Source organism: Pseudomonas sp. IT-196MI5, from assembly GCF_949767415.1.
Taxonomy (GTDB): domain Bacteria; phylum Pseudomonadota; class Gammaproteobacteria; order Pseudomonadales; family Pseudomonadaceae; genus Aquipseudomonas.
Map to the genome: position 1 here is coordinate 1 of NZ_CATKPZ010000003.1, position 25,094 is coordinate 25,094.

At 57.3% G+C, this 25,094-nt stretch carries 23 protein-coding genes and 1 pseudogene; 1 reads left to right on the forward strand and 23 read right to left on the reverse strand.

Annotation, left to right across the window (positions count from 1 at the left end; all coding sequences use genetic code 11):
- The 10 genes and pseudogenes from ACM6IK_RS01770 to salA form a co-directional block, all read right to left on the reverse strand.
- A pseudogene (locus tag ACM6IK_RS01770) lies at positions 1 to 246 on the reverse strand (group II intron reverse transcriptase/maturase); the annotation flags it as partial.
- Between the two features lie 98 nt (positions 247 to 344).
- The gene (gene tnpC / locus ACM6IK_RS01775; RefSeq protein ID WP_414872891.1) at positions 345 to 1,913 is read right to left on the reverse strand and encodes an IS66 family transposase; all 1,569 of its coding nucleotides are present in this window, start codon (positions 1,911 to 1,913) and stop codon (positions 345 to 347) included.
- A 61-nt stretch (positions 1,914 to 1,974) separates the two neighbouring features.
- Positions 1,975 to 2,310, reverse strand: coding sequence for an IS66 family insertion sequence element accessory protein TnpB (tnpB, locus tag ACM6IK_RS01780; protein ID WP_243352525.1), 336 nt, complete (start codon positions 2,308 to 2,310; stop codon positions 1,975 to 1,977).
- Positions 2,307 to 2,624 (reverse strand): IS66-like element accessory protein TnpA, encoded by a 318-nt coding sequence (tnpA, locus tag ACM6IK_RS01785; RefSeq protein WP_213627872.1) that lies wholly within the window; start codon positions 2,622 to 2,624, stop codon positions 2,307 to 2,309. The genes tnpB and tnpA overlap by 4 nt, the downstream gene beginning before the upstream one ends.
- Before the next feature lie 307 nt (positions 2,625 to 2,931).
- Complete coding sequence (locus tag ACM6IK_RS01790) at positions 2,932 to 3,486, reverse strand: cytochrome b (RefSeq protein WP_414872892.1); 555 nt, start codon at positions 3,484 to 3,486, stop codon at positions 2,932 to 2,934.
- A gap of 166 nt (positions 3,487 to 3,652) precedes the next feature.
- Positions 3,653 to 4,576, reverse strand: a complete 924-nt coding sequence (locus tag ACM6IK_RS01795) for a transporter (protein ID WP_414872893.1) — start codon at positions 4,574 to 4,576, stop codon at positions 3,653 to 3,655.
- 121 nt (positions 4,577 to 4,697) lie between these two features.
- Complete coding sequence (locus ACM6IK_RS01800) at positions 4,698 to 6,149, reverse strand: aldehyde dehydrogenase (protein WP_414872894.1); 1,452 nt, start codon at positions 6,147 to 6,149, stop codon at positions 4,698 to 4,700.
- A 28-nt stretch (positions 6,150 to 6,177) separates the two neighbouring features.
- Positions 6,178 to 7,326, reverse strand: a complete 1,149-nt coding sequence (locus tag ACM6IK_RS01805; RefSeq protein ID WP_414872895.1) for an NAD(P)-dependent alcohol dehydrogenase — start codon at positions 7,324 to 7,326, stop codon at positions 6,178 to 6,180.
- Positions 7,327 to 7,368: 42 nt separating this feature from the next.
- On the reverse strand, positions 7,369 to 8,307 hold the full coding sequence (gene catA, locus ACM6IK_RS01810) for a catechol 1,2-dioxygenase (protein WP_115947939.1): 939 nt from the start codon (positions 8,305 to 8,307) through the stop codon (positions 7,369 to 7,371).
- A gap of 72 nt (positions 8,308 to 8,379) precedes the next feature.
- A complete protein-coding gene (salA, locus tag ACM6IK_RS01815) occupies positions 8,380 to 9,663 on the reverse strand; it encodes a salicylate 1-monooxygenase (RefSeq protein WP_115947938.1) in 1,284 nt (427 codons plus the stop codon).
- Between the two features lie 147 nt (positions 9,664 to 9,810).
- Here salA and ACM6IK_RS01820 point away from each other — a divergent pair, with 147 nt between their 5' ends.
- Positions 9,811 to 10,710: a LysR family transcriptional regulator gene (locus tag ACM6IK_RS01820; protein ID WP_414872896.1), complete on the forward strand. Its 900-nt coding sequence runs from the start codon at positions 9,811 to 9,813 to the stop codon at positions 10,708 to 10,710.
- A gap of 53 nt (positions 10,711 to 10,763) precedes the next feature.
- On the opposite strand, the gene ACM6IK_RS01825 is transcribed toward ACM6IK_RS01820, so the two are convergent.
- The 13 genes from ACM6IK_RS01825 to ACM6IK_RS01885 form a co-directional block, all read right to left on the reverse strand.
- Positions 10,764 to 11,093: a LysR substrate-binding domain-containing protein gene (locus tag ACM6IK_RS01825; RefSeq protein ID WP_414873007.1), complete on the reverse strand. Its 330-nt coding sequence runs from the start codon at positions 11,091 to 11,093 to the stop codon at positions 10,764 to 10,766.
- An 89-nt stretch (positions 11,094 to 11,182) separates the two neighbouring features.
- Positions 11,183 to 12,559, reverse strand: coding sequence for an L-serine ammonia-lyase (locus ACM6IK_RS01830; protein WP_414872897.1), 1,377 nt, complete (start codon positions 12,557 to 12,559; stop codon positions 11,183 to 11,185).
- Between the two features lie 31 nt (positions 12,560 to 12,590).
- Positions 12,591 to 13,847 carry a serine hydroxymethyltransferase gene (glyA, locus tag ACM6IK_RS01835; protein WP_414872898.1) on the reverse strand — a complete coding sequence of 419 codons (1,257 nt, stop codon included), beginning with the start codon at positions 13,845 to 13,847 and terminating at the stop codon, positions 12,591 to 12,593.
- A gap of 117 nt (positions 13,848 to 13,964) precedes the next feature.
- Entirely contained in the window at positions 13,965 to 14,366 is a 402-nt protein-coding gene (locus ACM6IK_RS01840) for a GlcG/HbpS family heme-binding protein (protein ID WP_414872899.1), read from the reverse strand.
- Between the two features lie 92 nt (positions 14,367 to 14,458).
- Complete coding sequence (gene folK / locus ACM6IK_RS01845; protein WP_414872900.1) at positions 14,459 to 15,220, reverse strand: 2-amino-4-hydroxy-6-hydroxymethyldihydropteridine diphosphokinase; 762 nt, start codon at positions 15,218 to 15,220, stop codon at positions 14,459 to 14,461.
- Positions 15,221 to 15,257: 37 nt separating this feature from the next.
- Positions 15,258 to 16,250 (reverse strand): ABC transporter substrate-binding protein, encoded by a 993-nt coding sequence (locus ACM6IK_RS01850; RefSeq protein WP_414872901.1) that lies wholly within the window; start codon positions 16,248 to 16,250, stop codon positions 15,258 to 15,260.
- A gap of 88 nt (positions 16,251 to 16,338) precedes the next feature.
- Positions 16,339 to 17,187 carry an ABC transporter permease gene (locus tag ACM6IK_RS01855; RefSeq protein ID WP_058420301.1) on the reverse strand — a complete coding sequence of 283 codons (849 nt, stop codon included), beginning with the start codon at positions 17,185 to 17,187 and terminating at the stop codon, positions 16,339 to 16,341.
- A 3-nt stretch (positions 17,188 to 17,190) separates the two neighbouring features.
- A complete protein-coding gene (locus ACM6IK_RS01860) occupies positions 17,191 to 18,471 on the reverse strand; it encodes an ABC transporter permease (protein ID WP_414872902.1) in 1,281 nt (426 codons plus the stop codon).
- Between the two features lie 31 nt (positions 18,472 to 18,502).
- Positions 18,503 to 19,597: an ABC transporter ATP-binding protein gene (locus tag ACM6IK_RS01865; protein ID WP_414872903.1), complete on the reverse strand. Its 1,095-nt coding sequence runs from the start codon at positions 19,595 to 19,597 to the stop codon at positions 18,503 to 18,505.
- Positions 19,598 to 20,002: 405 nt separating this feature from the next.
- On the reverse strand, positions 20,003 to 22,453 hold the full coding sequence (locus ACM6IK_RS01870) for a GcvT family protein (RefSeq protein ID WP_414872904.1): 2,451 nt from the start codon (positions 22,451 to 22,453) through the stop codon (positions 20,003 to 20,005).
- A gap of 59 nt (positions 22,454 to 22,512) precedes the next feature.
- Positions 22,513 to 23,370, reverse strand: a complete 858-nt coding sequence (gene purU / locus ACM6IK_RS01875) for a formyltetrahydrofolate deformylase (protein WP_046035443.1) — start codon at positions 23,368 to 23,370, stop codon at positions 22,513 to 22,515.
- Between the two features lie 10 nt (positions 23,371 to 23,380).
- Positions 23,381 to 24,319, reverse strand: coding sequence for an electron transfer flavoprotein subunit alpha/FixB family protein (locus tag ACM6IK_RS01880; protein WP_414872905.1), 939 nt, complete (start codon positions 24,317 to 24,319; stop codon positions 23,381 to 23,383).
- The gene (locus tag ACM6IK_RS01885; RefSeq protein WP_414872906.1) at positions 24,319 to 25,068 is read right to left on the reverse strand and encodes an electron transfer flavoprotein subunit beta/FixA family protein; all 750 of its coding nucleotides are present in this window, start codon (positions 25,066 to 25,068) and stop codon (positions 24,319 to 24,321) included. Before ACM6IK_RS01885 ends, ACM6IK_RS01880 begins: the two co-directional genes overlap by 1 nt.
- Between the last annotated feature and the right edge of the window lie 26 nt (positions 25,069 to 25,094).

Below are 25,094 nucleotides of genomic sequence, written 5' to 3' on the forward strand. Positions count from 1 at the left end.
GGTTATGCGGCTAAGCCGGTTTATCGTATCCAGTATTGAGACCAGTCCAAGCTGATCCCAGAGTTTCTTCGGCAGTGCCTGATTCATATGTGGCGCTCCCGAGTTCCACCTTGGGCCCCGGCCATTGGACGCTGATGTACAGGCCCGCGCTTCGTTGAGTCCCAGACGCATCAGGTTGCGCGCCCTCGTAGAGGGCTGCTTCCATTGACGCCAGATAACGCAGCGAAGTTTGTGACGTACCCATCCAACGACGATCATCTTCCGCCTTAATCGTTAATACTTATGTGCGAAAGTGACCGACTGCTGCATTCAACGTATGCGTCCGGGCATCACGCCTTGCGTGATTAGACCGGCTGCCACTTATGCGGCAGCAACTGATCGATCTCACTCGCCCGCTGCGTCGGCAAACGCATGAGGATATCCTTCAAATAGGCATACGGATCATGGCCATTCAGCCGCGCAGACTGGATCAGACTCATGATCGCCGCCGCTCGTTTGCCGCTACGCAGCGATCCAGCGAAGAGCCAGTTTTTGCGTCCCGGCGCCCACGGACGGATCTGGTTCTCTGCCCAGTTATTGTCAATAGGTACCGCCCCATCACTGAGGTAGCGCGACAGCGCTGCCCAGCGTTTCAGGCTGTAATCCAGTGCTCTGCAAATAGCCGAACCTTCAGGCACGAGATCGCGCTGGGCGATCATCCAGGTATGCAGTCTATCCATCACCGGGACGGCTTTTTCTTGCCGTATTCGGCGCCGTAAATCCGGCTCCAGATCGCGGACTTCGCTCTCGATTTCGTACAGCAACTGGATGTAGCGCAGGGCCTGCTCGGCGAGCATGCTCTTGTTGGTGGCGTGCAATTCGAAGAACTTGCGCCGGGCATGGGCCATGCAGCCGATCTCGGTCACACCGAGTTCGAAACTGGCCTTGTAGCCGCCAAAGTCATCACACACCAGTTTGCCCTTCCAGTCTTGCAGGAAGTTGCGAGCATGTTCTCCGGCGCGGCTGGGGCTGAAGTCATAAACCACCGCTGCCACGTCCGAAAACTGGCTGGTGGCGTAGGCCCAAACATAGGAACGGTGCGTTTTCTTCGAGCCTGGCGCAAGCATCTGCACCGGTGTTTCATCAGCGTGGACGACCTGCTGCCCAAGCACCACATCGCGCAGCGCGTCAACCAAGGGCTGCAACTGCACGCCGGTAATGCCAACCCATTGAGCCAAAGTGGAACGTGGAATCGCCAGGCCCGCTCGACCGAAAATCGACTCTTGGCGGTAAAGCGGCAGGTGGTCGGCAAACTTGGCGATCATGACGTGGGCCAGCAGCCCGGCGGTCGGGATACCCTTGTCGATGACCTGTGCCGGAACGGGTGCCTGGATCAGCGTTTCGCACTCATCGCATACCCACTTGCCACGGACATGGCGTTCGACGGTGAACACGCCGGGCGTGTAGTCCAGCTTCTCGCTGACGTCCTCACCGATGCGCTTGAGGGCGCAGCCGCATGGGCAGTGGGTGTTGTCCGGTTCGTGATGGATCAGCGTGCGTGGAAACTCTGCCGGCAACGCGGTGCGCTTGGGCTTTTGCTTTTTCTCGGTCGCCGCTGGCGCGGTTTGCAAGGCTTGAAGCTCGGCCTCAATCGCCGCGATATCGGTATCGATCAGGTCATCGAGCAAGCTGGCCTGCTCAGGATTCATCTGCTCGCTGCGCTTGGCAAACTTCAAGCGCTTGAGCTGGGCGATTTCGTGGCTCAGCTTCTCGATAACCGTCTGGTCGCGGTTGATCTTCTTGCCCATGGTCTCGACCGTCTTGCCCATCGTCTCGACCTGCTGGTCGAGTGTCTCGACACGCTGTATCAACTGCGCCGCCAAAGCGCGCAGTTGTTCAGGGGTAAGGTGATCGAGATTGGGGAGCGAAGTCATGGTGCCGATTTTGCCAGACCAGACTATTCGCGGCGATAGACCGATAGGCTAATGGCAGCCGCTAAAGCAGTGTGATCGCGCCGCCGGAGCCCGCGCGTTGCCATGGCAGGCCCAGCACCAACGCCTGAAGTTGCTCGGTATCCAGTTCCATTTCAGAGCCATGACGAATGCCAGGCCAGTGAAATTTGCCTTGATTCAAGCGGCGAGCAGCCAGCCAGATACCGAAGCCGTCATGCACCAACACTTTCATCCGTGTGGCTCGGCGATTGGCGAACAGATAAGCACAGTGCGGCTTCGCCGCACCGAACACCGCGATCACTCTGGCCAATGCGGTTTCGGTGCCCGCTCGCATGTCCATCGGTTCAGTGGCGAGCCAGATGGAGTCGATGCGGATCATTGAGCGAGCCCACGGATGAATCGGGCGCATCCTTCGGGATCGGAAGTTGGCCACTTTACCGTGAGCGTTTGTTGGCCAAGTGGTAACTCGATGATCGCCAACGCTTCGGTTTTTCGCTGTGGTTCGACTTTCAAAGGAATGAAAGCTGGCAGCGCGATTGTCTGTTGATCACGATAAAGCGGTAGCCAACGGCGCACGACATTAGCATTGATACCGTGACTCATCGCAATAGCCGCCACGGAAACACCAGGCTGCTGGCACTCGTGGACGACCTGGGCTTTGAAGGATTTTGAATAGGACTTACGTTCACGCATGGCGATCCTGACATTAAGGGTAATTGCGTCCGCTTAAAATTACGCGGACACAATCACCCTTATTGGCCAAGGTCGGAAGGTGTGTTCGCCGGCCCCTTACCTTTTAGCCACTAATACAAATAGATGGAAATCATCAATGGCCACCAGCTCTGCGATCAAGAAGATCACAAGGGAACCCACATGACATCGCTTACCAAGGTAAAGGCCCCCAAGGGTTCACTTAACATTCCCAAAAGCACCTGCGCTAACCGACGGCAAATGTAAGCAGTGTCAGCAGCACTATTTCCGGCGAGTTCAAGTTCCCCACTCAATTCTTGGTATTGGGGAGCATGCCGGCCAAGATGCCATCCTTGTCGAGGAAGTGGTGCTTAAGAGCGACCAAAAAATGGCCGCCGACGAGCACGCCGCAGCACCATGCTGTCCAGGTGTGGATGTATTTAGCCAGGTCGTAAAGATCAGGATTAGGGTCGACCAGCGGAGGCAAAAGAAAAAGTCCAAGCACGAGAATGGGCTTATCTGCAATCGAACTCCAATACCAGCCAGAAAGGGGCAAGGCAATCAGAGCAACTGCGTAAAGCAAAATGTGACCGATCATTGCCCCCCGCTTCATCAGCGGACTCATGCTCTCGGGCAAGGCTGGTGGCTGGTTCATCAACCGCCAGGCAACTCTCACAACAAGGAGAAAAAGCAGGGTGCTAGCCGTAGCCTTGTGCAGAAAGGTCAGCTCATGATGTGGATTGAGTTCGTCACGCCAATGGGTGGCCAGAATGCCCACCCCCCAACTGCCGAGCCATATCAGGGCCATGCCCCAGTGCAACCACTTGGCAGCGCCGGTGTAGCCGTCGGTTTTTGATACCGTCATCGATTTATCCCTGCTTTCAAAGTACCTGATGCGTTTCGCCAGAGGCACGCGCAACGCGATCCTATAGGGCTTTCCAGCAGGGATAAACGCCGTAAAAATCGCCGCTGTGTAGAAAAAACCTCTACTGTTCAGCCCATAGCATCAGGGGCCTGCGCGCGATATCTGGCTAAAGGGGAATGGTCAGCTTGACCCAGTAAGCCTCCCCTTCCGGACGATTGCGTACCTCGCTCTCTTTCTGCCACTTTGCGGTCACGAACCAGCCGGAATCGCTGGCGTACTTGATCGAAGGGCCGATGGCAAACGCGCGCCCCTTGTTGTCCTCAACACGGTCACCATCTTGATGATCGTCAGTGGTCTGGCGGTAGACGTAACCGCCTACCCCAACTACCCAGCCATTGCCGAAGCCCCAACCCAGGGAGTAGTCGGCATGCAACTCCTGACCAGAGCGATAGTCAGTAGCGGCATTGCGCAGATTGAAGTCATACATCATCTTGATGTCGGCGTTCACCCCCGCAGGATCGACATACGAAAACGCCGCGATGGGTTCAAACGCCCAGTAGTTGCGGCCAATATTGGCCAGGTCACCGCGATCGTAACGCCCGGTTGGGGCGAAGACGTCAACTGCATAAATCGCGTGAAATTTTTCGCTGTAGTGATACCCCAGAGCCGGACCAAAGATGATGTCCCCAAGCCCCGTTTTGTTTTGATGCTGGCCGTTGACCTCCACCCTTAGATCAACCAATGGAACGTTGACGTGAAACGCCAACGCCCCGCCGAGTATTGTTTGCTCGGTCACCCAGATCAGCCTGGGGGCAATCACATCGGCGCTCAGGTGAAAGTCATCGACCGCCCGCTTGCCCTGATTGTCGAGAAGACGGTCGGCGCGATAGCTTTGCGCAAAGACTTGCACATAAAAGCCAGGCGGTGGCATGGCGCCGGTCATGAAGTTTTCCGCCCCCATGGGGTACGACGACCCGCCGCCCTCAGTGGCTTGGGCGGCGGGCAGAAAAAACGCCAGCGCGCAGCCAGCGGTCAAGCCGGGAATATTTCGCAGGACATTTACAGCGGCAAAGGTTTTTTTATTATTCATTGTGGCAACCATTGATGCGTTGAGAATTCGCAGGCAGCGCCGGGCGCGACACCCAGAGTGCCGTGATAAAACCAGTAATGTCGGTAACCGGCTCCGCAGAGCCGGTCTTGGTGTCCTGGCGTCAGAACGGGTAAGGCTGGTCGGAAGGCTCGACCGTGACCCACTTCACCTCGGTGAACTCATCGATAACGGCGCTGCCATCGAACCGGCCGTAGCCACTGTTTTTCATCCCGCCGTAAGGGGCCTGAGGCTCGTTTTGCACGGTGGCTCCGTTGATATGCACGCAACCGGCATCCAGGCGGTTGGCCAAGTCCAAGGCAAGGCTGACATTGCGACTGAAGATCGCCGAGGACAGGCCGAACGCCGTGTCGTTAGCCACTTCCAGCGCTTGCTCAGCGCCTTTGACCCGCACCACCGTGGTGACCGGACCGAAGGTTTCCTCATCGTAGATTTCCATCGCCGATGACACCCGGTCCACCAGCGTCGGCGCCATTTGCGCCTGCTCTGCCAGCCCGCCGGCCACAATAGTCGCGCCCTTGCCAATGGCATCGTCGAGCAACTGGTTGATGCGTTGCACCGAACCCTGGGAAATCATCGGGCCGACCACGCTGGCCGGGTTGGTCAGCGGGTTACCCTGCTCTAGGCCGCGGATACGCTCTGCGAACTTCGCAACGAATTCGTCCGCCACGGCGTCATCGACCACAAACCGCTCGGTCGACATGCAGATTTGCCCCTGGTACAGAAAAGCCCCGAACACTGCTGCATTGACCGCGCCATCCAGGTCAGCATCTTCGAGCACGATAAACGGTGCCTTACCGCCCAGTTCCAGCAGACAGCGCTTAAGGTACTTCGCACTGGTCTGGGCAATCATCCGGCCGACTTTGGTCGAGCCGGTGAAGTTCACCCGGCGTACGGTGTCGTGGGCAATCAGCGCTTCCGTCACGGCACCGGCATCTTCGGGGGCAGAGATGATGAAGTTCACCACGCCAGGCGGAAAGCCAGCCTCGTAAAAGGCCTGCGCGAGCAATTCGTGGGTACGCGGGCTGTTCTCCGAGCCTTTGAAAATCACGGTGTTGCCACACGCCAAGGGGTAGGCAATGGCCCGGGTGCCGAGGATCACCGGGCCATTCCACGGCGCGATGCTCAATACCGTACCAGCGGGCTGGCGCAGGGTGACCGATAAGGTGTCGGGCTTGTCGGTGGCCAGGGTCTCGCCCTTGATCTGTGTGGTGAGCGCCGCGGCTTCACGCAGCAGGTTGGCCGAAGCCCCCACATTGAACTGCGACCACAGCTGCGACGCGCCGATTTCTTCGGCCATGACACTGCACAACAGCTCCATTTTGCCTTCCAGTGCATCGGCGGCGGCCAGCAGCAGGCGGCGGCGTTCGGTCGGGCCGACCTTCGACCAGGTCTTGAACGCTTGCTGCGAAGAGGCCGCGACACGCAGGGCATCTTCGATGCTGCAAGCGGCGCCGGTGGTGACCACCTTGCCGCTGACCGGGTCGATACGCTGGTAGGTTTTACCGTCCGAAGCCGCTTGCGGGATATTGTCGATTACGAGCTGAACATTCATCTTGGGGTCCCTTAATGAGCCTGAAAAATCACGCTAGGTCGGCCGCGGCCGGCATGCGTAGAATCGGTTTGATCGTGATACCGCTTTCGCTGTCGGCCATCGCTTCATTGACCTGGTCAAACGCGTAGAACCGGCATAGCTTGTCAAACGGGAAGCGGCCTTGCAGGTGCAGGTCTACGAGGATGGGAATGAAGGCGTTAGCGACCACGTCACCCTGGACAATGCCCATGATTCGCTTACCGGGGATCATCACGTCGTTGATGTTGAACGCCACCTCCGTGCCTATCTTGGTTGCCCCGACAATCCCGCAGGTCCCCAGCGTCGTGAGCGCGTCGATGGCCTGACGCAACACTTCCGCACGCCCGGAGCATTCCAGGCTGTAGTTCACGCCACCGCCGGTGATCTCACGGATGCGCTGGACAGGGTCCTCTTCACGGCTGTTGATCACGTGGGTGGCGCCCACTTCAAGCGCCAAGCTCAGGCGGCTCGGCGTCACGTCGACAGCGATAATGGTGGTGGCGCCGGCCACCTTGGCCGCCATCACCGCCGCCAGGCCTACTGCGCCAGCACCGAAAGCCGCGAAACTGGCGCCCGCCTCCACTTGCAACGCCTTGAGTACCGAACCCGCGCCCGTCTGAATGCCGCACCCCAGCGGGCCGAGCAATTCGAGCGGGGCCTCTTTCGATACTTTCACCACGCTGCGCTCACTGGCGATGACATAGGTCGAAAAAGACGACTGGCCGAAGAAGTGGTCATGTATCGGCGCCGCGTTGTCGCAGCTGCAGGTCGAGGTGCTGCCATCGAGGCGCCCACCGCCGAAGTTCAGCGGGTGCATATGGGAGCAATGCGCGGGATGCCCGGTTTCACAAGGCAGGCACAAGCCGCAGGACATGTAGGTCATGACCACGTGATCGCCAGGGGCGATGGTGGTGACCGCAGCGCCCACCGACTCGACAACCCCGGCGCCTTCGTGACCCAGGACGATCGGCAGCGGCGTGGGAAACAGCTGGTCACGTACCACCATGTCGGTGTGGCAAACACCCGTCGCGACGATACGCACACGGACTTCATCTGCGCGCGGAACCGCCAGCTCTGCACGCTCGAGCTGGAGCCTGCCACCGGCTTCACGCAATACGGCAACGTTGACTTCGATAGGGGTAAGGGTGCTTTGGGACATGTCTTTATCCTCTAGAATAGTTTCAGGGGATGCTGCTTCGACTTACGCGGTTTGCAAGGCACGCGGGCGATTGCTGCGCTGTTGCGCTTCAGGGTTGGCTGCTGGACGCAGCTGGAAATCAAAGGTCATTTGCGCAAAACGTCCGGGCACGTGATGGGCAGCCGCCGAAGCCTGGTCATCGATGAACTGCACCTCGCCGATCAATCCATCTCGGGTGGCGTAGGCGAAGTCATCCCAGAGGTACTTGTCGTTGGACAGGTTGATCTGGGTGGTCAAATGTTCGTACCCCGGAGCGGACACGAAGAAGTGGATATGCGCCGGGCGCTGGCCATGTCGGCCCAGGTGATTGAGGCACTCCTGGGTCGGACCCTGGGGGTCACAGCCGTAGCCCGAGGGGACGATGCTCCTGACCCGGTAACGACCGTCGGCGTCGGTCACGATGCGCCGGCGCAGATTGAATTCGGATTGGCTTTTATCGAAGTGGGAGTAGTTGCCCTTGCTGTCCGCTTGCCACAGGTCCACCAGGGCCCCCGCAATCGGCTGGCCTTGCAGATTGAGGATCTGTCCTTCCACAAAAAATGCAGTGGCGACCTCGTCTTCGGCGCCATCATCCATCCGGGCGTAACCCTGGCTGAGGGGCGCACCGGCTACATACAAAGGCCCTTCAATCGTCCGCGGTGTGCCTCCGGTACTCCCTGCGTCGGCTTCCTTGGCATCGTTGAGCAGATCGAGAAAGTGCTCAACGCCCAGGCCTGCCGCCAGCAGCCCGGCCTCGTTGCTTTTGCCGAGACGGTTGATGTATTCGACACCGGCCCAGAACTCACCATCACTGATCTCCAGTTCTTCAATGAGCCTGGCGGTCTCTTGCAGAATACGTAACACGATTTGTTTATTGCGCGGGTTACCCGCCGCGTTCTTCAGCCCTGCTGCGTCCTGGAAAAACTCAAGCATTGGGGGGGTATGGGAAATGCTGACAGCCATAGAGGTTTCACCTATTTTTATTGTGGGTGTAGCGCGCCAGCCCCTGGGAACTGGCGCATTGCAGGAACGCAATCAGACGGCATCTGACCACCCGAGCCGGGTGCGAGCCTCTACCAGGTCCGATTGCATGTCGTGGCTCCACAGCCAGTCGAAACGACTGGCCAGAGTTGTCGACAGAAGAGGTTCTTGGTCTTCGACCTGACGGTCTCGAAACTCATAGAGTTCGCCAGCTTCCCAGGACGTTCGCTGCACGCGGCAGGCGCGAGGTCTGCGGATAGCGTCGTACACCTCAAGCACGCTTTGGGCGTCACTTTGAAGCACCCGAGGGTCTCCCAGCAGGCGTGCGAGCAGCCAGGCATCTTCCAGCCCTTGCCCCGCACCGGCACCTTGATGGGGGAGCATGGCGTGGGCAGCGTCACCGATCAGCCCTACGTGGCCATGGGTATAACCTGCAAGCTCTTCCAGTTCGTGAAGTGCCCAGAGGGTAGGTTCGGGAATGCACTCGAGCAGCACGCGAACGGCATCCCCCCACTCGGAGAACGCTTCCAGCATCTGGGCCTGGCTGGTGCTTTTGACCCAAGGTGTGTCTTGCGGCCATACCGGGTTGGGGTCGGTGCGATCAGAAACGAACGCAACCACGTTGATCAGTCGGCCCTGCTTGACCGGAAAAGTGAGGATGTGGGCGTCGAGTCCCAGGTACATTTGCGGGACGTTGATCAGGTGCTCATCAACACCCGCAGTGCGATAGGCGGCGCGCAGTTGCTCGCTGTCGATCATTCCGCGATAGGCACAGGTTCCGCTGAATCGGGGCGCGACCAAAGGCTGACCCAGTCCCTGGAGTACATAGTCGCGAATCGAGGATTTGATACCGTCGGCGGCGATCAAAAGGTCGCACTGATAGTCCGTGCCATCAGTGAACTGAACGCTAACCCTGTCCCCCGTCTCATGGACACCAACCGCACGCTTGTCGAAGCAGGCGATACCTTCTGGCAATTGCTTGGCCAAGGCGTCGAGGAAATCTGCGCGGTGAACGGAAGACTGACCGACGCCTTGGGCAACGCTGGCACCGAGATAACCGGCATCGACGCCTCGACGCCATTCAAACCAGATGTCTTGCCACGGTTGCGGGGTGCGGTCAGCGATGAGTTCGTAGGGTTTGCCAATACCCAGTCCTTCGATGGCGCGGACGGCGTTCGCACCAAAGGACACGCCTGCGCCGACCTCGCCAAAGGCGGGAGCAGCTTCAAATAATTTCACATCAAGATGTTGATGACGGCAAAGATCCAGTGCCAAGGCAACGCCAGCGATACCACCGCCAACAATGCCCACTTGCAAGACAGAATGAGGGCTACTCATGGGGGAAACCTTATGTGTTGTTTTTGGAATAGCCCGATCATAACTATTCACAAACCATTGATAAATGCCCTCAACCCCATACAAACTATCACCAACCTGAATACTAATTAACTTTCAAGAGCCGTCTCAAAGCCGAGAAAATTTGCAATGAACCTGCGTGAACTGGATCTAAATCTGCTAGTGATCTTTCACCAATTGCTGGTGGATCGAAGTGTTTCAGCTGCGGCCGAGAGCCTTGGGCTGACTCAACCCGCCGTCAGCAATGCGCTGAAGCGTTTGCGGAACACGTTCAACGACGAATTGTTTGTGCGCACCCATCAGGGGATGCAGCCGACGCCCTATGCCGCTCAATTGGCTGAACCAGTCTCCCAGGCAATCAACCTGCTGCACGGCGCGATCAATCGCCATGACGAGTTCGATCCGACGACCAGCCAAAAGCGCTTTGTCGTGGCAATGACCGACATCGGGGAGATTTACTTTGTGCCTCGGTTGATCGACGCCCTGCTCAAACAGGCCCCTGGGATATCGGTCAGCACATTGCGCAGCAATGCCGAACTTTCCGAGAGTCTGGCCAATGGCGAGGTGGATCTGGCCGTCGGATTGCTGCCGGATCTGCAAGCGGGCTTCTACCAGAGGCGCCTGTTCCACCATCGCTACGTGTGCTTATGCCGCAAGGACCACCCTCTCACTGAACAGCCCATGACACGGGAGCGCTTTTGCGAGTTCGGGCATGTCAGGATCATTGCCGCCAGCACGGGGCATGGAGAGATAGATACACATATGCAGCGGGCCGGTCTGCAACGAGACATTCGACTGGAGGTGCCACACTTCGTCGCTGTCGGTCATATCCTGCAGAACACCGACCTGATCGCCACGGTCCCTGAGCGTTTCGCCAACAGCTGCGCCCGCCCCTTCGGGCTGACGAGTTTGCCGTTGCCTTTGCCGCTTCCCGAGATCGCCATCAACTTGTTCTGGCACGGTAAATACAATCGAGACCCGGCGAACAAATGGTTCCGGCAGCTGATGTTTGATCTGTTCAGCGATTGAACGATGAAGGCTGATAGTGCGCAACGATGGAATTCACCTGGCATCAGCCCGCATCACTGCCAATGCTCACAAAGCTTGACCAGTTCATCCACCACGTACCTGACCTTCGGGCGCAGATGGGACACCTTTGGCCAGACGGCATGCACATCTACAGCTTCTGGTTCATACACTTGCAGAACCTCCACCAGCCTGCCCGCTTCGATATCGTCCTGGAACAGGCTGCGTGGCATCTGGCACAAGCCCGTGCCAGCGACTACGGCGAGAATCATGGCTTCCCCGTCGCCAATCTGTTGCGTCGACCGGTTGAATCCACAGCCAAAAAGCTGCCTTTCAAATTGTCTAATAGCCAATGGAGGAGCGGTGTGCGCTGCAAACGATTCCAGCGCAGTTAAGAGGTAATGAGATACCTTAGTTAAAACGACATGATCCTAATCATAGGGCAGATCACTCTGCCCCCCGAGTACCACCTAATTCAGCATTCGATAATGTTCACCGCAAGACCGCCTCGCGCGGTTTCCTTGTATTTGCTTTTCATGTCCGCTCCCGTTTGACGCATGGTGCGGATCACCTTGTCGAGCGAGACGAAATGTTGCCCATCACCACGCAAAGCAAGGCGCGCGGCGTTGATGGCCTTCACCGACCCCATGGCATTTCGCTCAATGCAGGGCACCTGAACGAGGCCACCGATGGGATCGCAGGTCAGGCCGAGGTTGTGCTCCATGCCAATTTCAGCCGCATTCTCTACCTGTTGCACCGTTCCGCCGAGGACCTCGCACAGCGCTCCAGCCGCCATCGAACAGGCCACCCCCACTTCACCTTGGCAACCGACTTCTGCGCCAGAGATCGACGCGTTTTCCTTGTAAAGAATTCCGATTGCAGCGGCGGTGAGCAGGAAACGTTGCACCCCTTCCTCATCCGCACCGGGTACAAACCTGCGGTAATAGTGAAGAACCGCCGGGACGATACCCGCAGCGCCGTTGGTGGGTGCCGTCACTACACGGCCCCCACTGGCGTTTTCTTCATTAACCGCCAGGGCGTAAAGGTTGACCCAATCGAGTACTGAAAGGCTGTCCCTTAAATTGGCCTCAGGACTGCCACTGAGCTGACGGTACAACGCCGCAGCACGACGTTTGACCTTCAGCCCACCTGGCATGATGCCTTCGGTACGGCAACCAGCCAGAACGCAGTCCTGCATCACTTGCCAGATATGCAGCAGACCTTCACGGGTTTGCTCCGGACTACGCCACGCCTTCTCGTTCTCGGCCATCAACTGGCTGACCGAGAGACCATTACGTGAGCACTGCTCAAGCAGCTCCCGCCCCGTCAAGAAAGGATAACGAAGTGGCGTTCGATCTTCGACAATACGATCAAGCCCAATCGCTTCTTCATCCACCACAAACCCGCCGCCCACCGAGTAATACTCACGGCTACAAATCTGTAAGCCAGCCCTGTCGAATGCACGCAGGATCATTCCGTTGGGATGATAGGGCAAAGGCTTACGGATCATCGCCAAGTGCTCTTTTTCGACAAAGCGAATGGGCTTCTCCCCCAAGAGCTTCAGGGTTCCAGAGCCGCGAATCACCGCCAACCTTGCCTCAACTGCCGTGGTATCGACCGTATCGGGATATTCCCCTTCCAGCCCCAGCAGTACTGCTTTGTCACTTCCGTGCCCTTTTCCCGTGGCGCCAAGAGAACCGTACAGCTCTGCCCGAACACTCTCCACTTGCTCCAGCAAGCCTTGGTCCCTCAGTCCCTCGGCAAAGCGCACGGCTGCGCGCATCGGCCCGACGGTGTGCGAACTGGATGGACCGATGCCCACCTTGAACAGATCAAAAACACTCAGCGACATACTCAACTCCGCAGCGAATGCAGGTGGATGATCAGGCTTTGTAGACAGGGAAGCGCTCACACAATTCTGAAACGCGACGGGCGATACGGGCCTCTACCTCGGCATCACCGAGTTTGTCGAGAATGTCGCAGATCCAGCTGGCAAGAACGCTACATTCTGGCTCCTGGAATCCACGTGTGGTCACCGCAGGAGTTCCGATGCGCAGGCCGGAGGTCACGAACGGCGACTGTGGGTCGTTCGGCACGGCATTTTTGTTCACGGTAATGTGAGCCCGACCCAAGGCGGCGTCAGCATCCTTGCCCGTCAGGCGTTGGCGGATCAGGCTGACAAGGAACAGATGATTGTCGGTCCCGCCCGAGACCACGTCATAACCGCGTTGGAGAAACACGCTCGCCATCGCCTTGGCGTTTTTGATCACTTGCTGTTGATACGCTTTGAATCCAGGCTCCAGCGCTTCCTTGAAGCACACAGCCTTTGCGGCGATCACATGCATCAATGGGCCGCCCTGCCCGCCTGGAAAGACTGCGGCGTTGAGTTTTCGCTCAAGGTCTTCATTACCTTTGGCTAGAATCAAGCCACCACGGGGACCGCGCAGCGTCTTGTGAGTGGTAGTCGTGACCACATGCGCGTAGGGAAGCGGATTCGGATACAGGCCTGCCGCTACCAATCCGGCCACGTGAGCCATATCGACAAACAGGTAGGCGCCGACCTTATCAGCGATGGCGCGAAAGCGCGGGAAATCCAGGGTTTTCGAGTAAGCGGAAAACCCGGCGATGATCATTTCGGGTTGATGCTCGACCGCCAGTCGCTCGACTTCGTCGTAATCAATCAACCCCGTGACGGTATCGATACCGTACTGCACCGAGTTGTAGAGCTTGCCGGAGAAACTGACCTTGGCACCATGAGTCAAATGCCCACCGTGGGCCAGACTCATCCCCAATACGGTGTCACCCGGCTGGAGGAGCGCCAGGTAAACAGCGGCATTAGCCTGACTACCGGAGTGCGGCTGAACGTTGGCGTAATCTGCACCAAACAGTTCCTTGGCTCTGTCAATCGCCAACTGCTCAACCTTATCGACGTGCTCGCAGCCGCCGTAGTAACGCTTGCCTGGGTAACCTTCAGCATACTTATTGGTCAACCCACTGCCCTGGGCTTCCATCACCCGCTGACTGGTGTAGTTTTCTGAAGCAATCAGCTCAATATGCTGTTCCTGGCGGCGCTCTTCTGCATCAATCGCACTCAGCAGTTCGTCATCGTAACCCTGGATTTGGTCTTGCTGGCTGAACATTGTTTATCACTCCTTCAACTTTTATTTTTGTTCGGATCAGGAAATCAAGCGCGCAGAAACGCTTCTAACAGCGAACGTGAACGCGCTAGATGAACGACTTTGGAGTTTTTGAGTTGATCAGCTGATATAGGCGGTAAAGGCATTGACGCCGGCTTGCGCCACAATCTCATCCTGATCGGGAGTACCTGAACTGCACCCTACCCCACCCACGATGAACTCTTGCATGAAGAGCGGCAGTCCACCGGCGACAATGGAAAAACGTCCCTGGTTGCTGGTGTTGATGCCGAAGGCCGGTTTGCCTGGCACGCTGATTTCGCCATAGGCGCGCGTCGATTTACGTGCGGCGGCAGCCGTGAAGGATTTGCTGATGGCAATGTCGATACTGGTGATTCGCGCATTGTCCATGCGCTGAAACATGATCAGATGACCGGCGTCATCGGTAATGGCGATGTCCATATCAACCGCCAGTTCCCTGGCTTTCGCAAGGCAAGCTTGCATGATGTGTTGAGCGTCAGCCATTGTCAGTCTGGGTACCATTTTCATTGTCTTCGACCTCAGATTTGATGAATTAAAACCACTACAACCCTATTTGTTCAGAACTCCAGAATTCTCTACCCGGGTTTTACTTCTGCACCTCCTCGCTCAATCTCTGCAAAGAACTCAGGCAGTGAAGTCGATAGCGCGGACAGGATCTTGCCCAACGTATTAACCCCGGGGCTCGCTTGATTCTTTTCTATGACCGATATGGAGCTATGGGTAACCCGTGCTTTTTCGGCGAGCTTGCGCTGTGTAAGGCCGTGGCGAAGACGCAGTGATTTAAGCGTCTGCGCCATCACAAGATCATCCGCCCCGGCGTTTTTTGCCCCCTTGTGCAGGCTCAGCCCGCCGCTGGCGACAGGGACAGGTTTATCCTCGGCTGGCATGTCCCGCTCAAACTCAAGCCAGGTCGTTTTCCAGGTTTTACCGGTGACGGGATGCACTCCCTCCGGGGCGAGCACGGCAAGCGGCATCATCACGTAAGGTCTGTCGATGAGATCCGACCTTGGCAGCACCCCATGCTCGTAAACACCGACAAAATCCCCATACAACAAAATATCGATATCCACCGGTAAGACGATTCGAGGAGCCAGCACGCGCGCGTATCTGGCCTCAAAACGCTTTAGAACATCACTCAACTGGCCCAGCAATAGATCAGTGCGTCCGGACAGAACAACATTAAAAAAATCGTCGCCCACGCAGCCGGCAGCCGCGGAGGAATAGACCGGGGAGCACTGAACATCCACTAGCAATGCGGCCAGGAACTCCAACGCCAGCCCCAAATGATGATCTCGGTCCTGGTTACTCCCGAGCCCGAGGTAAATCAAAGTCGACATGGCGCTGAACTCCTGAGAAGGCTGTAAGGGCAAAGTTTTACTTTGTCAGCCAGGCATTGAAGCGTTCATTGAGTTCGTCGGCATGGTCACCCCACCATTCGGCATTCATTTGCAATGCCGTCTTGAAGTTTTCCGGGGAGGTCGGCAGATGCGGCTTCATCTCTTCGCTGACCAGGGCTTGAGACGATTTACGCGTCGGGCCATAGGCGATGTATTTGCTTTGCTCCGCCAGCACCGGGGTGCTCGTGGCGAACTTGAGAAACTCCATGGCTCGCGCTTTGTTCTTGCTGCCGGCCGGCACAGCCCAAACATCCATGTCGTACAGTTGACCGTCCCAGATAATCTTGAACGGTTGTTTCTCTTGGGTCTGGGCTGTCCAGATACGTCCATTCCATGCCGAGGTCATTACGACCTGGCCGTCCGCAAGCAATTGCGGCGGCTGGGCACCCGCTTCCCACCAGATCACCTGACTCTTGATCGAGTCGAGTTTGGCGAAAGCCCTTTCGATACCCGCCTCAGTTTCCAGGGTGGAATACACTTCATTGCGAGGCACCCCATCGGCCAGCAGTGCCCACTCCAACGTGCCCTGAGGCGCCTTGCGCAAGCCGCGTTTGCCAGGGAATTTGTTCAGGTCAAAGAAATCCTTCAGCGTGGCGGGCTGTTCACCTTTGAACGCGTTGACGTTGTAAGCGACCGCCGTCGACCAAATGATGTTGGCCACCGCGCAGTCGGTGACGGCGCCGGAGATGAAGTCCACGTCAACCGGGGCGCCACCCGTACCAGCTTCCAGGTCCTTGCTTGGGTTGATACGTTCAAACAGCCCCGCATTGCACGCCCGAACGGCATCCGGTAATTCCATGTCGACGACGTCCCAGGTGACGTTTTTGGTATCGACTTGAGCCTTGAGCTGAGCGATGCCACCGGAGTAATCCTCCAGCGTGGTTTTCACCCCTGTTTTCTCGCTGAATGGCTTGATCGCTGCCTTGGTCTGGGCAGCCGCCAATGAGCCACCGTATGTGACAATCGTCAAATTCTCTTGCGCCATCGCAGACACACACGCGAGGCTTGTTACCGCGCATATCAACATCTTTTTCATAACGGCTTCCCTAGATCTCAGATCAATTAGTGATTCCACGAACGCGGAGCGAACGACGGCGCAGGACTTCGATAGACAGCAACAGCAGGACAGACAAAATGATCAGCAACGTGGCAGCAGCGAGAATCGTGGGACTGATCTGCTCACGCATTCCGGACCACATCTGACGAGGGATGGTGCGCTGCTCGACCCCGCCCAAAAACTGAACGATCACCGCCTCGTCGAACGAAGTGATGAATGCGAACAGCCCGCCTGAAATGATGCCGGGGCGAATGAGGGGAAACGTCACGTTGAAAAACGTGTAAGTCGCCGATGCGCCCATGCTGGCGGCGGCACGGGTCAGTGAATGATCGAACCCCACGAGCGTTGCGGTGACGGTCAGAATCACGAAAGGCGTACCCAGCACAGCATGCGACAGGATCAGCGCGAGCAGGCTCTGGCCAATCCCCAACTTGCTGTAAAAGAAATACATGCCGGCGGCGGAAATAATCACCGGGACGATCATCGGCGAAATCAGAATGCCGGTGAGCAGGCGTTTGTACGGCAGGTCAGCGCGGCTCAGCCCAATGGATGCGAGCGTACCGAGCGCGGTGGCAATCACGGTCGCACCACACGCCACCAGGAAGCTGTTCTTGATCGACAGCACCCAAAGTGGGTCGTTGATCAACTGGTGATACCAGCGCAGGGAAAATGCCTCCGGCTTCAAATGAAGCATGTCCGACGTGAAGCTGAAATACGGCTCGACGTTAAAGGACAGCGGAATGATCACCAGGATCGGCACCACCAGAAACAGCAACACGAGCAGGGCAAACCCGCGCACGGTGAAAAACCAGCAGCGCTCGAAAGGTCCGATGTAATTTGGAAGGCTCATGGCTCACCCCAACTTCATATTGGTAATGCCTACGAATCGGTCGTAGACCCAGTACATCAGCAGCACTACCACCAGAAGCAGGCTGGCAATTGCCGAGGCCAGACCCCAGTTCAAGGACGTCTGCATGTGATAAGCGATGAAGTTGCTGATCATCTGGCCGGTGCGGCCGCCCACGAGTGCAGGCGTGATGTAGTAGCCCACCGCCAGAATGAAGACCAGAATACCCCCGGCACTGACGCCCGGCAGGGACAGCGGAAAGTAGATCTTGAAAAAAGTGCGCATGGAGCTGGCGCCCATGGAGTGCGCGGCACGGATGTAGGTCTGGTCGACACCGCGCATGACGCTGTAAAGCGGCAGCACCATGAACGGCAGCAGGATATGCGTCATGGCGATGATCGTGCCGTACAGGTTGTACATCAGATCGAGCGGCTGATTGATGATGCCCAGACTGCGCAGGACATCATTAAAGACCCCATTGGATTGAAGAATCACAATCCAGGCACTGGTCCTGACCAGCAACGATGTCCAGAACGGCAATAGCACGAGGATCATCAGCAGGTTGCTGAAGCGGTCCGGCAAGCTGGCCAGGAAGTACGCCAGCGGATAGCCCAGCAGGAAGCAGATGAAAGTGATCGCGACACTGACCGCCAGCGTCTTCAGCAGGTTGTCGACATAAATTTGCCGGCTTTCCGGCTGCTGGACGATGTCGCCGTTATCGTCGTATTGACGATCCAGCGCCGCCAGGTAATGCACCGCGGAAATCGAGGGCGCCATCACCTTGAGCTGCGACCACGTTGCGGTTTCACCCCAGCGTTTGTCGATGCTGATCATCAGCGGCTTGAATTCGGTGATCCCTGCCTGACTCTGTTTTTCCAGACCTCTCGCCGTCTTGTTCAACAGCAGCTTCATGCCGCTTTGCACGCGGTTCAAGTCAGTCCCGACCCGGTCCAGATTCTGCGATTTCAGCAGGGCGAGAATATCGTTGCCGAGGACTGCAAACGTCTTCTCCTCAGGCAGCGCCTGCCGCTCCCAGTGCTTCAACTCGACTGCACTGTTGGGCATGTAGTCGGCGAGCGTGCCGTTTTGCACGCTGCGCATCAGCATGTCGCCAATCGGCATGAGAAAGAACACGGCGATAAACGCAAGCAGTGGCAAGACCAGGAGCACGGACTTGAACTTGTTCCGACGCTCGGCCTTGTCCAGGCTTTCCTTTATTGACTGGCCAACCTTCGGCTGCACAAACAGCCGATCCGCAGGCCCTTCAGACATTACAGGGCGATTCATGGAGTGATCTCCGTGTGAGCGGTGACGAAAGTTAGATAACGGTGTTGAGCGCTCGACAGTCGTCAGCACGCCACCCTACGGTCACCAGGGCGCCGGGAGTCGGCGTCGACTGGTTGACGCCGTTGACCACTTTGACGATGAAGTCATCCTGGTCCGCGACGCTCAACCGCAGACGCAGATGGTCCCCGTGATAGATCAGCTCTTGAATTTTGGCCGGAAGCCGGTTGTCGCATTGACCGTCGGTTGGATCGAGGTAGACGCGCTCCGGACGAATCGACAAGGTGGTTTTCGTGCCACGGGCGGTACTCGCTGATTTCGCCGCAACGGCCTTCACTCGAAGGTTGCCGACTTGCACTTGGCAGTAATCCCCGTCGCGCTCGATGACCTCCCCCGTCAGCCGGTTGTTTTCACCAATGAAGCTGGCAACGAAGGCGGTCTCGGGTTTCTCGTACAGGTCGGACGGATTGGCCAGTTGCTGAACCACACCATCGTTGAACACCGCAATGCGATCAGACATGGTCAGTGCTTCAGTCTGATCGTGGGTCACGTAAACAACGGTAATACCCAGCTGCTTGGAAAGGCGCTTGATCTCGTACTGCATTTGCTCGCGCAGTTGTTTGTCGAGCGCACCGAGCGGCTCGTCCATAAGCACCAGGCGAGGTTCGAAAATCAGCGCCCGAGCCAGGGCCACTCGTTGTTTCTGCCCACCGGACAGTTGTGCCGGCATGCGATTGCCCAGCGCGCCCATGGCGACCATGTCCAGGGACTTCTTGACTTTGTCCTGGATGTCGCTTGAAGACAAGCCGCGAACCTTGAGCGGAAAAGCCAGGTTCTCAGCAATGGTCATGTGCGGGAACAAGGCATAGTTTTGAAAGACCATGCCGATACCGCGCTTCTGTGGCGAGATATCGTTAACCGGCTGTCTGTCGATGGAGATTTCCCCGTGAGTGACGGTTTCAAAACCCGCCAACATCATCAGGCACGTTGTCTTTCCAGAGCCGGACGGCCCAAGCATGGTGATGAATTCGCCGCGCTGAATATCCAGATTGAAGTTTTTGACCACGAGGTTTTCGCCGTCGTAGCTCTTCTGCACATTGCGAAAACTCACAAAGGATTCTGTTTGCATGTGAACACCCTTCTGCAATTCTTTGATCAGCTAAGTGCGAAGCCGCCTTTAACGGCGCTCACACGGTTTCTCTTGTTCGCGTGGACTCAGGACTGCTATCGATCAGGCGTACGGACGCCCGTGTCTGATGGTCGACGCGGCAAACTCAAGAGGAATCTTTCGGCAGAAAAGGCTCAGGGCGAGCCCGGAATCGATAAGGTGTGATGGAGCGGCACGAAGCTGCGCACCCGACGGGGTTGGCGACGACTTGGACCTGGCGATGCATTTTGCATTCATGGTTGTCTCCGGCGATTTTTGCGCCTGGCCCGGAGTCGGACCTCCGGGCACTGCGCGATTCAATCGACTTGTTGTTATGACGTTTCTATACCGTGCCTGACCGCCGCTAATACGGTTGGCCCAGGGGAGTCAGCACTTGATTTTGTTCATCTCAGGGTCGTAGAACGCTCGAAGGCTGGCCTCCACCTCATAGCGCTTGGTGGCCACCTCGATCTCGTACTTGCCTTCTTTCACCCAGTCAGCCGTTGCACCTTCGGCGTTGCAGACATAGCCCATGGCGACGTTGCCGCCGATGAAGTGGCCGTACATGCCAGAGGTGGTGCGGCCGACGATTTCTCCGTTCCGATAGATCGGTTCTTCGTGGTAGTTGGTAGCTTCTGGATCGAGGAACTTGAACAGGACCATGCGTTTCTTCACGCCTTCGGCTTTCTGCTTGAGCAAGGCTTCTTTGCCAATGAAACCGCCGGCCTTGTTGAAGTCCGAGGCAAACGAAAGCCCGGCTTCCAGTGGGGTGTCCTCCTCCACCACGTCGTGGCCGAAGTGGCGATAGCCCTTCTCGATACGCAGGGAGTTCAGGGCGTGATAACCACACAACTTCAAGCCGTGTGGCTCACCCGCCGCGACGATTCGGTCGAATACATCCGGGGCGAATTCAGTCGGGATGTACAGCTCCCAGCCCAACTCGCCCACGTAGGTAATCCGTGACGCTCGTACGCGGGCATAGCCGAGTTCGATCTCCCTGGAGGTGGCAAACGGGAAGCCCTCGTTGGAGAGGTCGTCGGTGGTCAGCGGTTGCAGCAAATTACGGGCGTTAGGGCCCATCACGCTGATCACGGCCATCGAAGAGGTGACATCGGTGTAGACAACATTCGCCTCGTCCGGCGTGTTGCGGCGCAGCCAGTTCAGCTCGCGAGTCTGCGTCCATGGACCGGTGACGATGAGGAACGACTCCTTCTCAAGTCGTGTCACGGTCAGGTCGGCCTCGATACCTCCGCGTTCATTCAGCCACTGGGTGTAGACGATCTTTCCCGGCTCGACATCGATGTTGTTGCTGCAAATCCGGTTGAGCACCGACATTGCGTCGCGACCCTGGACCAGTATCTTGGCGAAGGAGCTTTGATCAAACAGGCCGACGGTTTTGCGCACCGCGTTGTGTTCGGCTGCTGACCACTCGAACCAGTTTTGCTTGCCCCAGCTATACCCGTATTCCGGCTTCTCACCCACCGGTGCGAAGAAGTTCGCTCGCTCCCAGCCGACCACTTCGCCGTAGCAGGCATTGGCGGCCACCAAACGGTCATGGAGGATACTTTTGCGTGCGTTGCGGGCGGACTCGAACTGACGGAACGGCCAGTGCATGGCATACAGCAGTCCCAGGCCTTCCGTGGTGCGGTCATACAGGTATTGAGAGTTACCCTGGAACGGCAAATTACGCTTGATGTCGACGTCCCACAGATCCATTGGGGCGTGACCTTTGGCGATCCACTCGGCCAGCACCTTGCCGGCGCCGCCCGCTGACTGGATGCCCACCGAGTTGAAGCCCGCGGCGACAAAATAGTTACGCAACTCAGGTGCTTCACCCAAGTGGTAGCGGTCATCGGGGGTAAAGCTTTCAGGACCGTTGAAGAACACTTGCAGCCCGGTCTTTTCCAGCGCTGGGATTCGGCGAATGGCCGCTTCCAGGTAGGGTTCCAAGTGATCGAAATCAGGTGGCAATTCATCAAAACTGAAGCTATCAGGAATGCCTTCATGCCCCCAAGGTTTGGCGTTGGGCTCAAAGGTGCCGATCAACAGTTTGCCGGCGTCGGTCTTGAAGTAGTTGTAGTAGTCCAGGTCACGCAGTGTCGGCAGCATGATGCCGTTGATTTCCGGCATCGGCTCCGTGACCACGTAGTAGTGTTCTGCGGCGTGGAGGGGAATGTTGACCCCGGCTTTCTTGCCGAAATTACGCGCCCACATACCGGCGCAATTCACCACGAACTCAGCGTCGATATCGCCCTGAGCCGTGACGACGCCAGCGGCCTTGCCATCCTTGATCTTGATGTCCAGGACCTGGGTGTTTTCAATGATTTTAGCGCCGCCCATTCGAGCACCCTTGGCGAGTGCCTGGGTGACGTCAACCGGGTTGACCACACCGTCCAACGGCAAATACACGCCGCCGACGATGTCTTCGATGTTCAGCAGCGGCCACAGGTCAAGCGCTTGCTCAGGGTTGACCACTTCACAGGGAAAGCCACAGAGCTTGGCCATCGACGCGCCGCGCTTGAGTTCGGTGAAACGTTCCTGGTGAGTCGCGACGCTCAAGGAACCGTTACGCACGAAGCCAGTGGCCTGACCGGTTTCTGCTTCAAGGCCCTCGTACAAACCAGCGCTGTACTTCGCCAGCATGCTCATGTTGTAGGTCGCGCGCAGGGTCGGCACCAGGCCGGCAGCATGCCAGGTCGTGCCGCAGGTCAGCGTCTTGCGCTCCAGCAGCACGACATCCTTGATGCCCAGTTTGGTCAGGTGGTATGCAACGCTGCACCCGATAACCCCACCACCGACGATGACGACACGAGCCGAACTCGGAACGGTATTGCTCATTTTAAAACTCCAGGGCCAGCACCCCAGGCAGGGCAACTGGCTCGACGATTGGGGGGTGCTTAGAACACGATGGTTTTATTGCCGTACACGAGCACGCGATCTTCGAGATGGTTTCGAAGCCCACGGGCCAATACGGTTTTTTCGACGTCTTTGCCTAACCGCACAAGATCATCAACAGACTGTTCGTGGCTGACGCGCGCGACGTCCTGCTCAATGATCGGCCCCTCGTCGAGGTCTTCCGTCACGTAGTGACAGGTCGCGCCGATCAGCTTTACTCCACGACGGGACGCCTGGTGATACGGCTTTGCACCGATGAACGAGGGCAGGAAGCTGTGATGAATGTTGATCACTTTATGGCGGTATTTTTCACACAGGTTCTGCGGAAGAATCTGCATGTAACGAGCGAGAACGATGCAGTCCGCGCGGTACTCATCGATCAGTTGTTCGGTTTTGGCAAACCCTGCAGCCTTATTATCTTTGTCGACCGGTACGTATTCGAATGGAATGCCGTACCACTCAACCAGGCTGCGCAAATCCTCATGGTTGGAAATAACGCAGGCGATGTCACAGACCAGGTCACCGGTTTTCCAGCGATCCAGCAAATCGGTCATGCAGTGCGAGCCTTTGCTGCACATCAGCACCACGCGCTTGCGCTGGTCGCTGTCGACCAGACGCCAGTTCATCGACATCTCTTGTGCGAGCGGTTCGACTTTGCGTTTCAACACTTCGATGTCAAACGGCAGGGTCTCCGCGCGAACAACCATGCGACTGAAGAAACGATTGCTCTCTTCGTCAGAGAACTGCGAGGCTTCCTCAACCCAACCGCCATGGCTGGCGAAAAGACCTGCCGTGCGAGTGATGATTCCCACCCGGTCTGGACAATCGAAAGCGAATGTATAGGTACGCTTGGCGCTCATTTCAGACTCCTTAGGACAGGGCAGCTTCAAGAGCTGGAACGGCTTCGAACAAATCGGCAACCAGGCCGTAGTCAGCAACGCGGAAAATCGGCGCCTCCTCGTCCTTGTTGATCGCGACGATGATTTTGGAATCTTTCATGCCGGCCAAATGTTGAATGGCACCCGAGATGCCAACAGCGATGTACAAGTCAGGCGCCACGATCTTGCCTGTCTGGCCAACCTGCATATCGTTGGAGACGAAACCTGCATCGACGGCTGCGCGAGAGGCACCCACCGCGGCACCCAGCTTGTCGGCGACTTTTTCCAGCAGGGCGAAATTTTCGCCACTGCCCATGCCGCGACCGCCGGAAATGACGATTTTGGCCGAGGTCAATTCGATGCGGTCAGAGACGCTGAAATCGGCACTCAGGAATTTGGAAAGACCGGTGTCGTGAGAGACGGAAATGGACTTGATAGGCGCCAATGCCCCTGTCGGTTCGGCAGCTGCAAACGCCGTGGTGCGAACGGTCAGTACCTTGACTGAGTCAGCGCTTTCAACGGTCGCCAGGGCATTACCGGCGTAGTACGGCCGAACGAATGTGTTCGAGGAAACGATTTCCACAACGTCACTGACCTGGGCGACATCCAGCAATGCAGCCACACGAGGAAGCAGATTTTTGCCAAACGCCGTAGAGGCGGCAAAGACATGACCATAGGTCGAGGCCTTCACCAGCTCGGTCACCAGGGCGGCCACATTCTCCACACCTTGATCTGCATACTCGGGCGCATCTGAAATCAGTACGCAACTCACACCCGCGAATGATGCCAACTCCTCAGCGACACTGCCCGCCTGATGACCCGCCACCAAAACGTCGACGTCTGCCCCAAGGCTCGCCGCCGCTGAAAGCGCGTTCAAGGTGCCCGATTTAAGAGCCCCTTCGTGGTGCTCAGCAATCAATAACACAGCCATCAGATCACCCCCGCTTCGTTCTTCAGCTTCTCGACCAGTTCTTGAACGCTACTCACACGAATACCTGCCTTGCGCTCAGGCGGCGCCGAGACCTTGATGACTTTCAAACGAGGAGCGATATCGACACCGAGGTCGCAGGCATCAATGACCTCCAGTGGTTTTTTCTTCGCTTTCATGATGTTGGGAAGTGAGGCGTAGCGTGGCTCATTCAGGCGCAGGTCAGCGGTGATCACTGCGGGCAACCGCAAGCTTCTGGTTTCCAGTCCGCCGTCGACCTCGCGAATGACATTGACCCACTCACCGACGACGTTGATTTGCGAAGCGAAGGTGCCTTGAGCGCTGCCCATTAAGGCGGAAAGCATTTGACCGGTCTGGTTGTTATCACCATCGATGGATTGCTTACCCAGGAGAACAATGCCGGGTTCTTCACGCTGGGTGACCGTGTAGAGAAGTTTGGCAATCGCAAGGGGCTCCAGATCGCTACTCGTCTTGATCAGCACGGCTCTGTCTGCGCCCATCGCCAGGGCGGTTCGCAACTGCTCCTGACAAGCGTCAGGGCCCACCGATACGGCGATGATTTCGCTGGCCTGCCCACTTTCCTTCAACTGAAGTGCGGCCTCCACAGCGATCTCGCAGAAGGGGTTTATCGACATTTTTACGTTGCTTAACTCAACGTCAGATTCATCCGCTTTGACACGGACTTTGACGTTGGCGTCTACGACACGCTTCACCGCCACCAGCACCTTCATAGCAACCTCCGAATAAGTCCAAACCT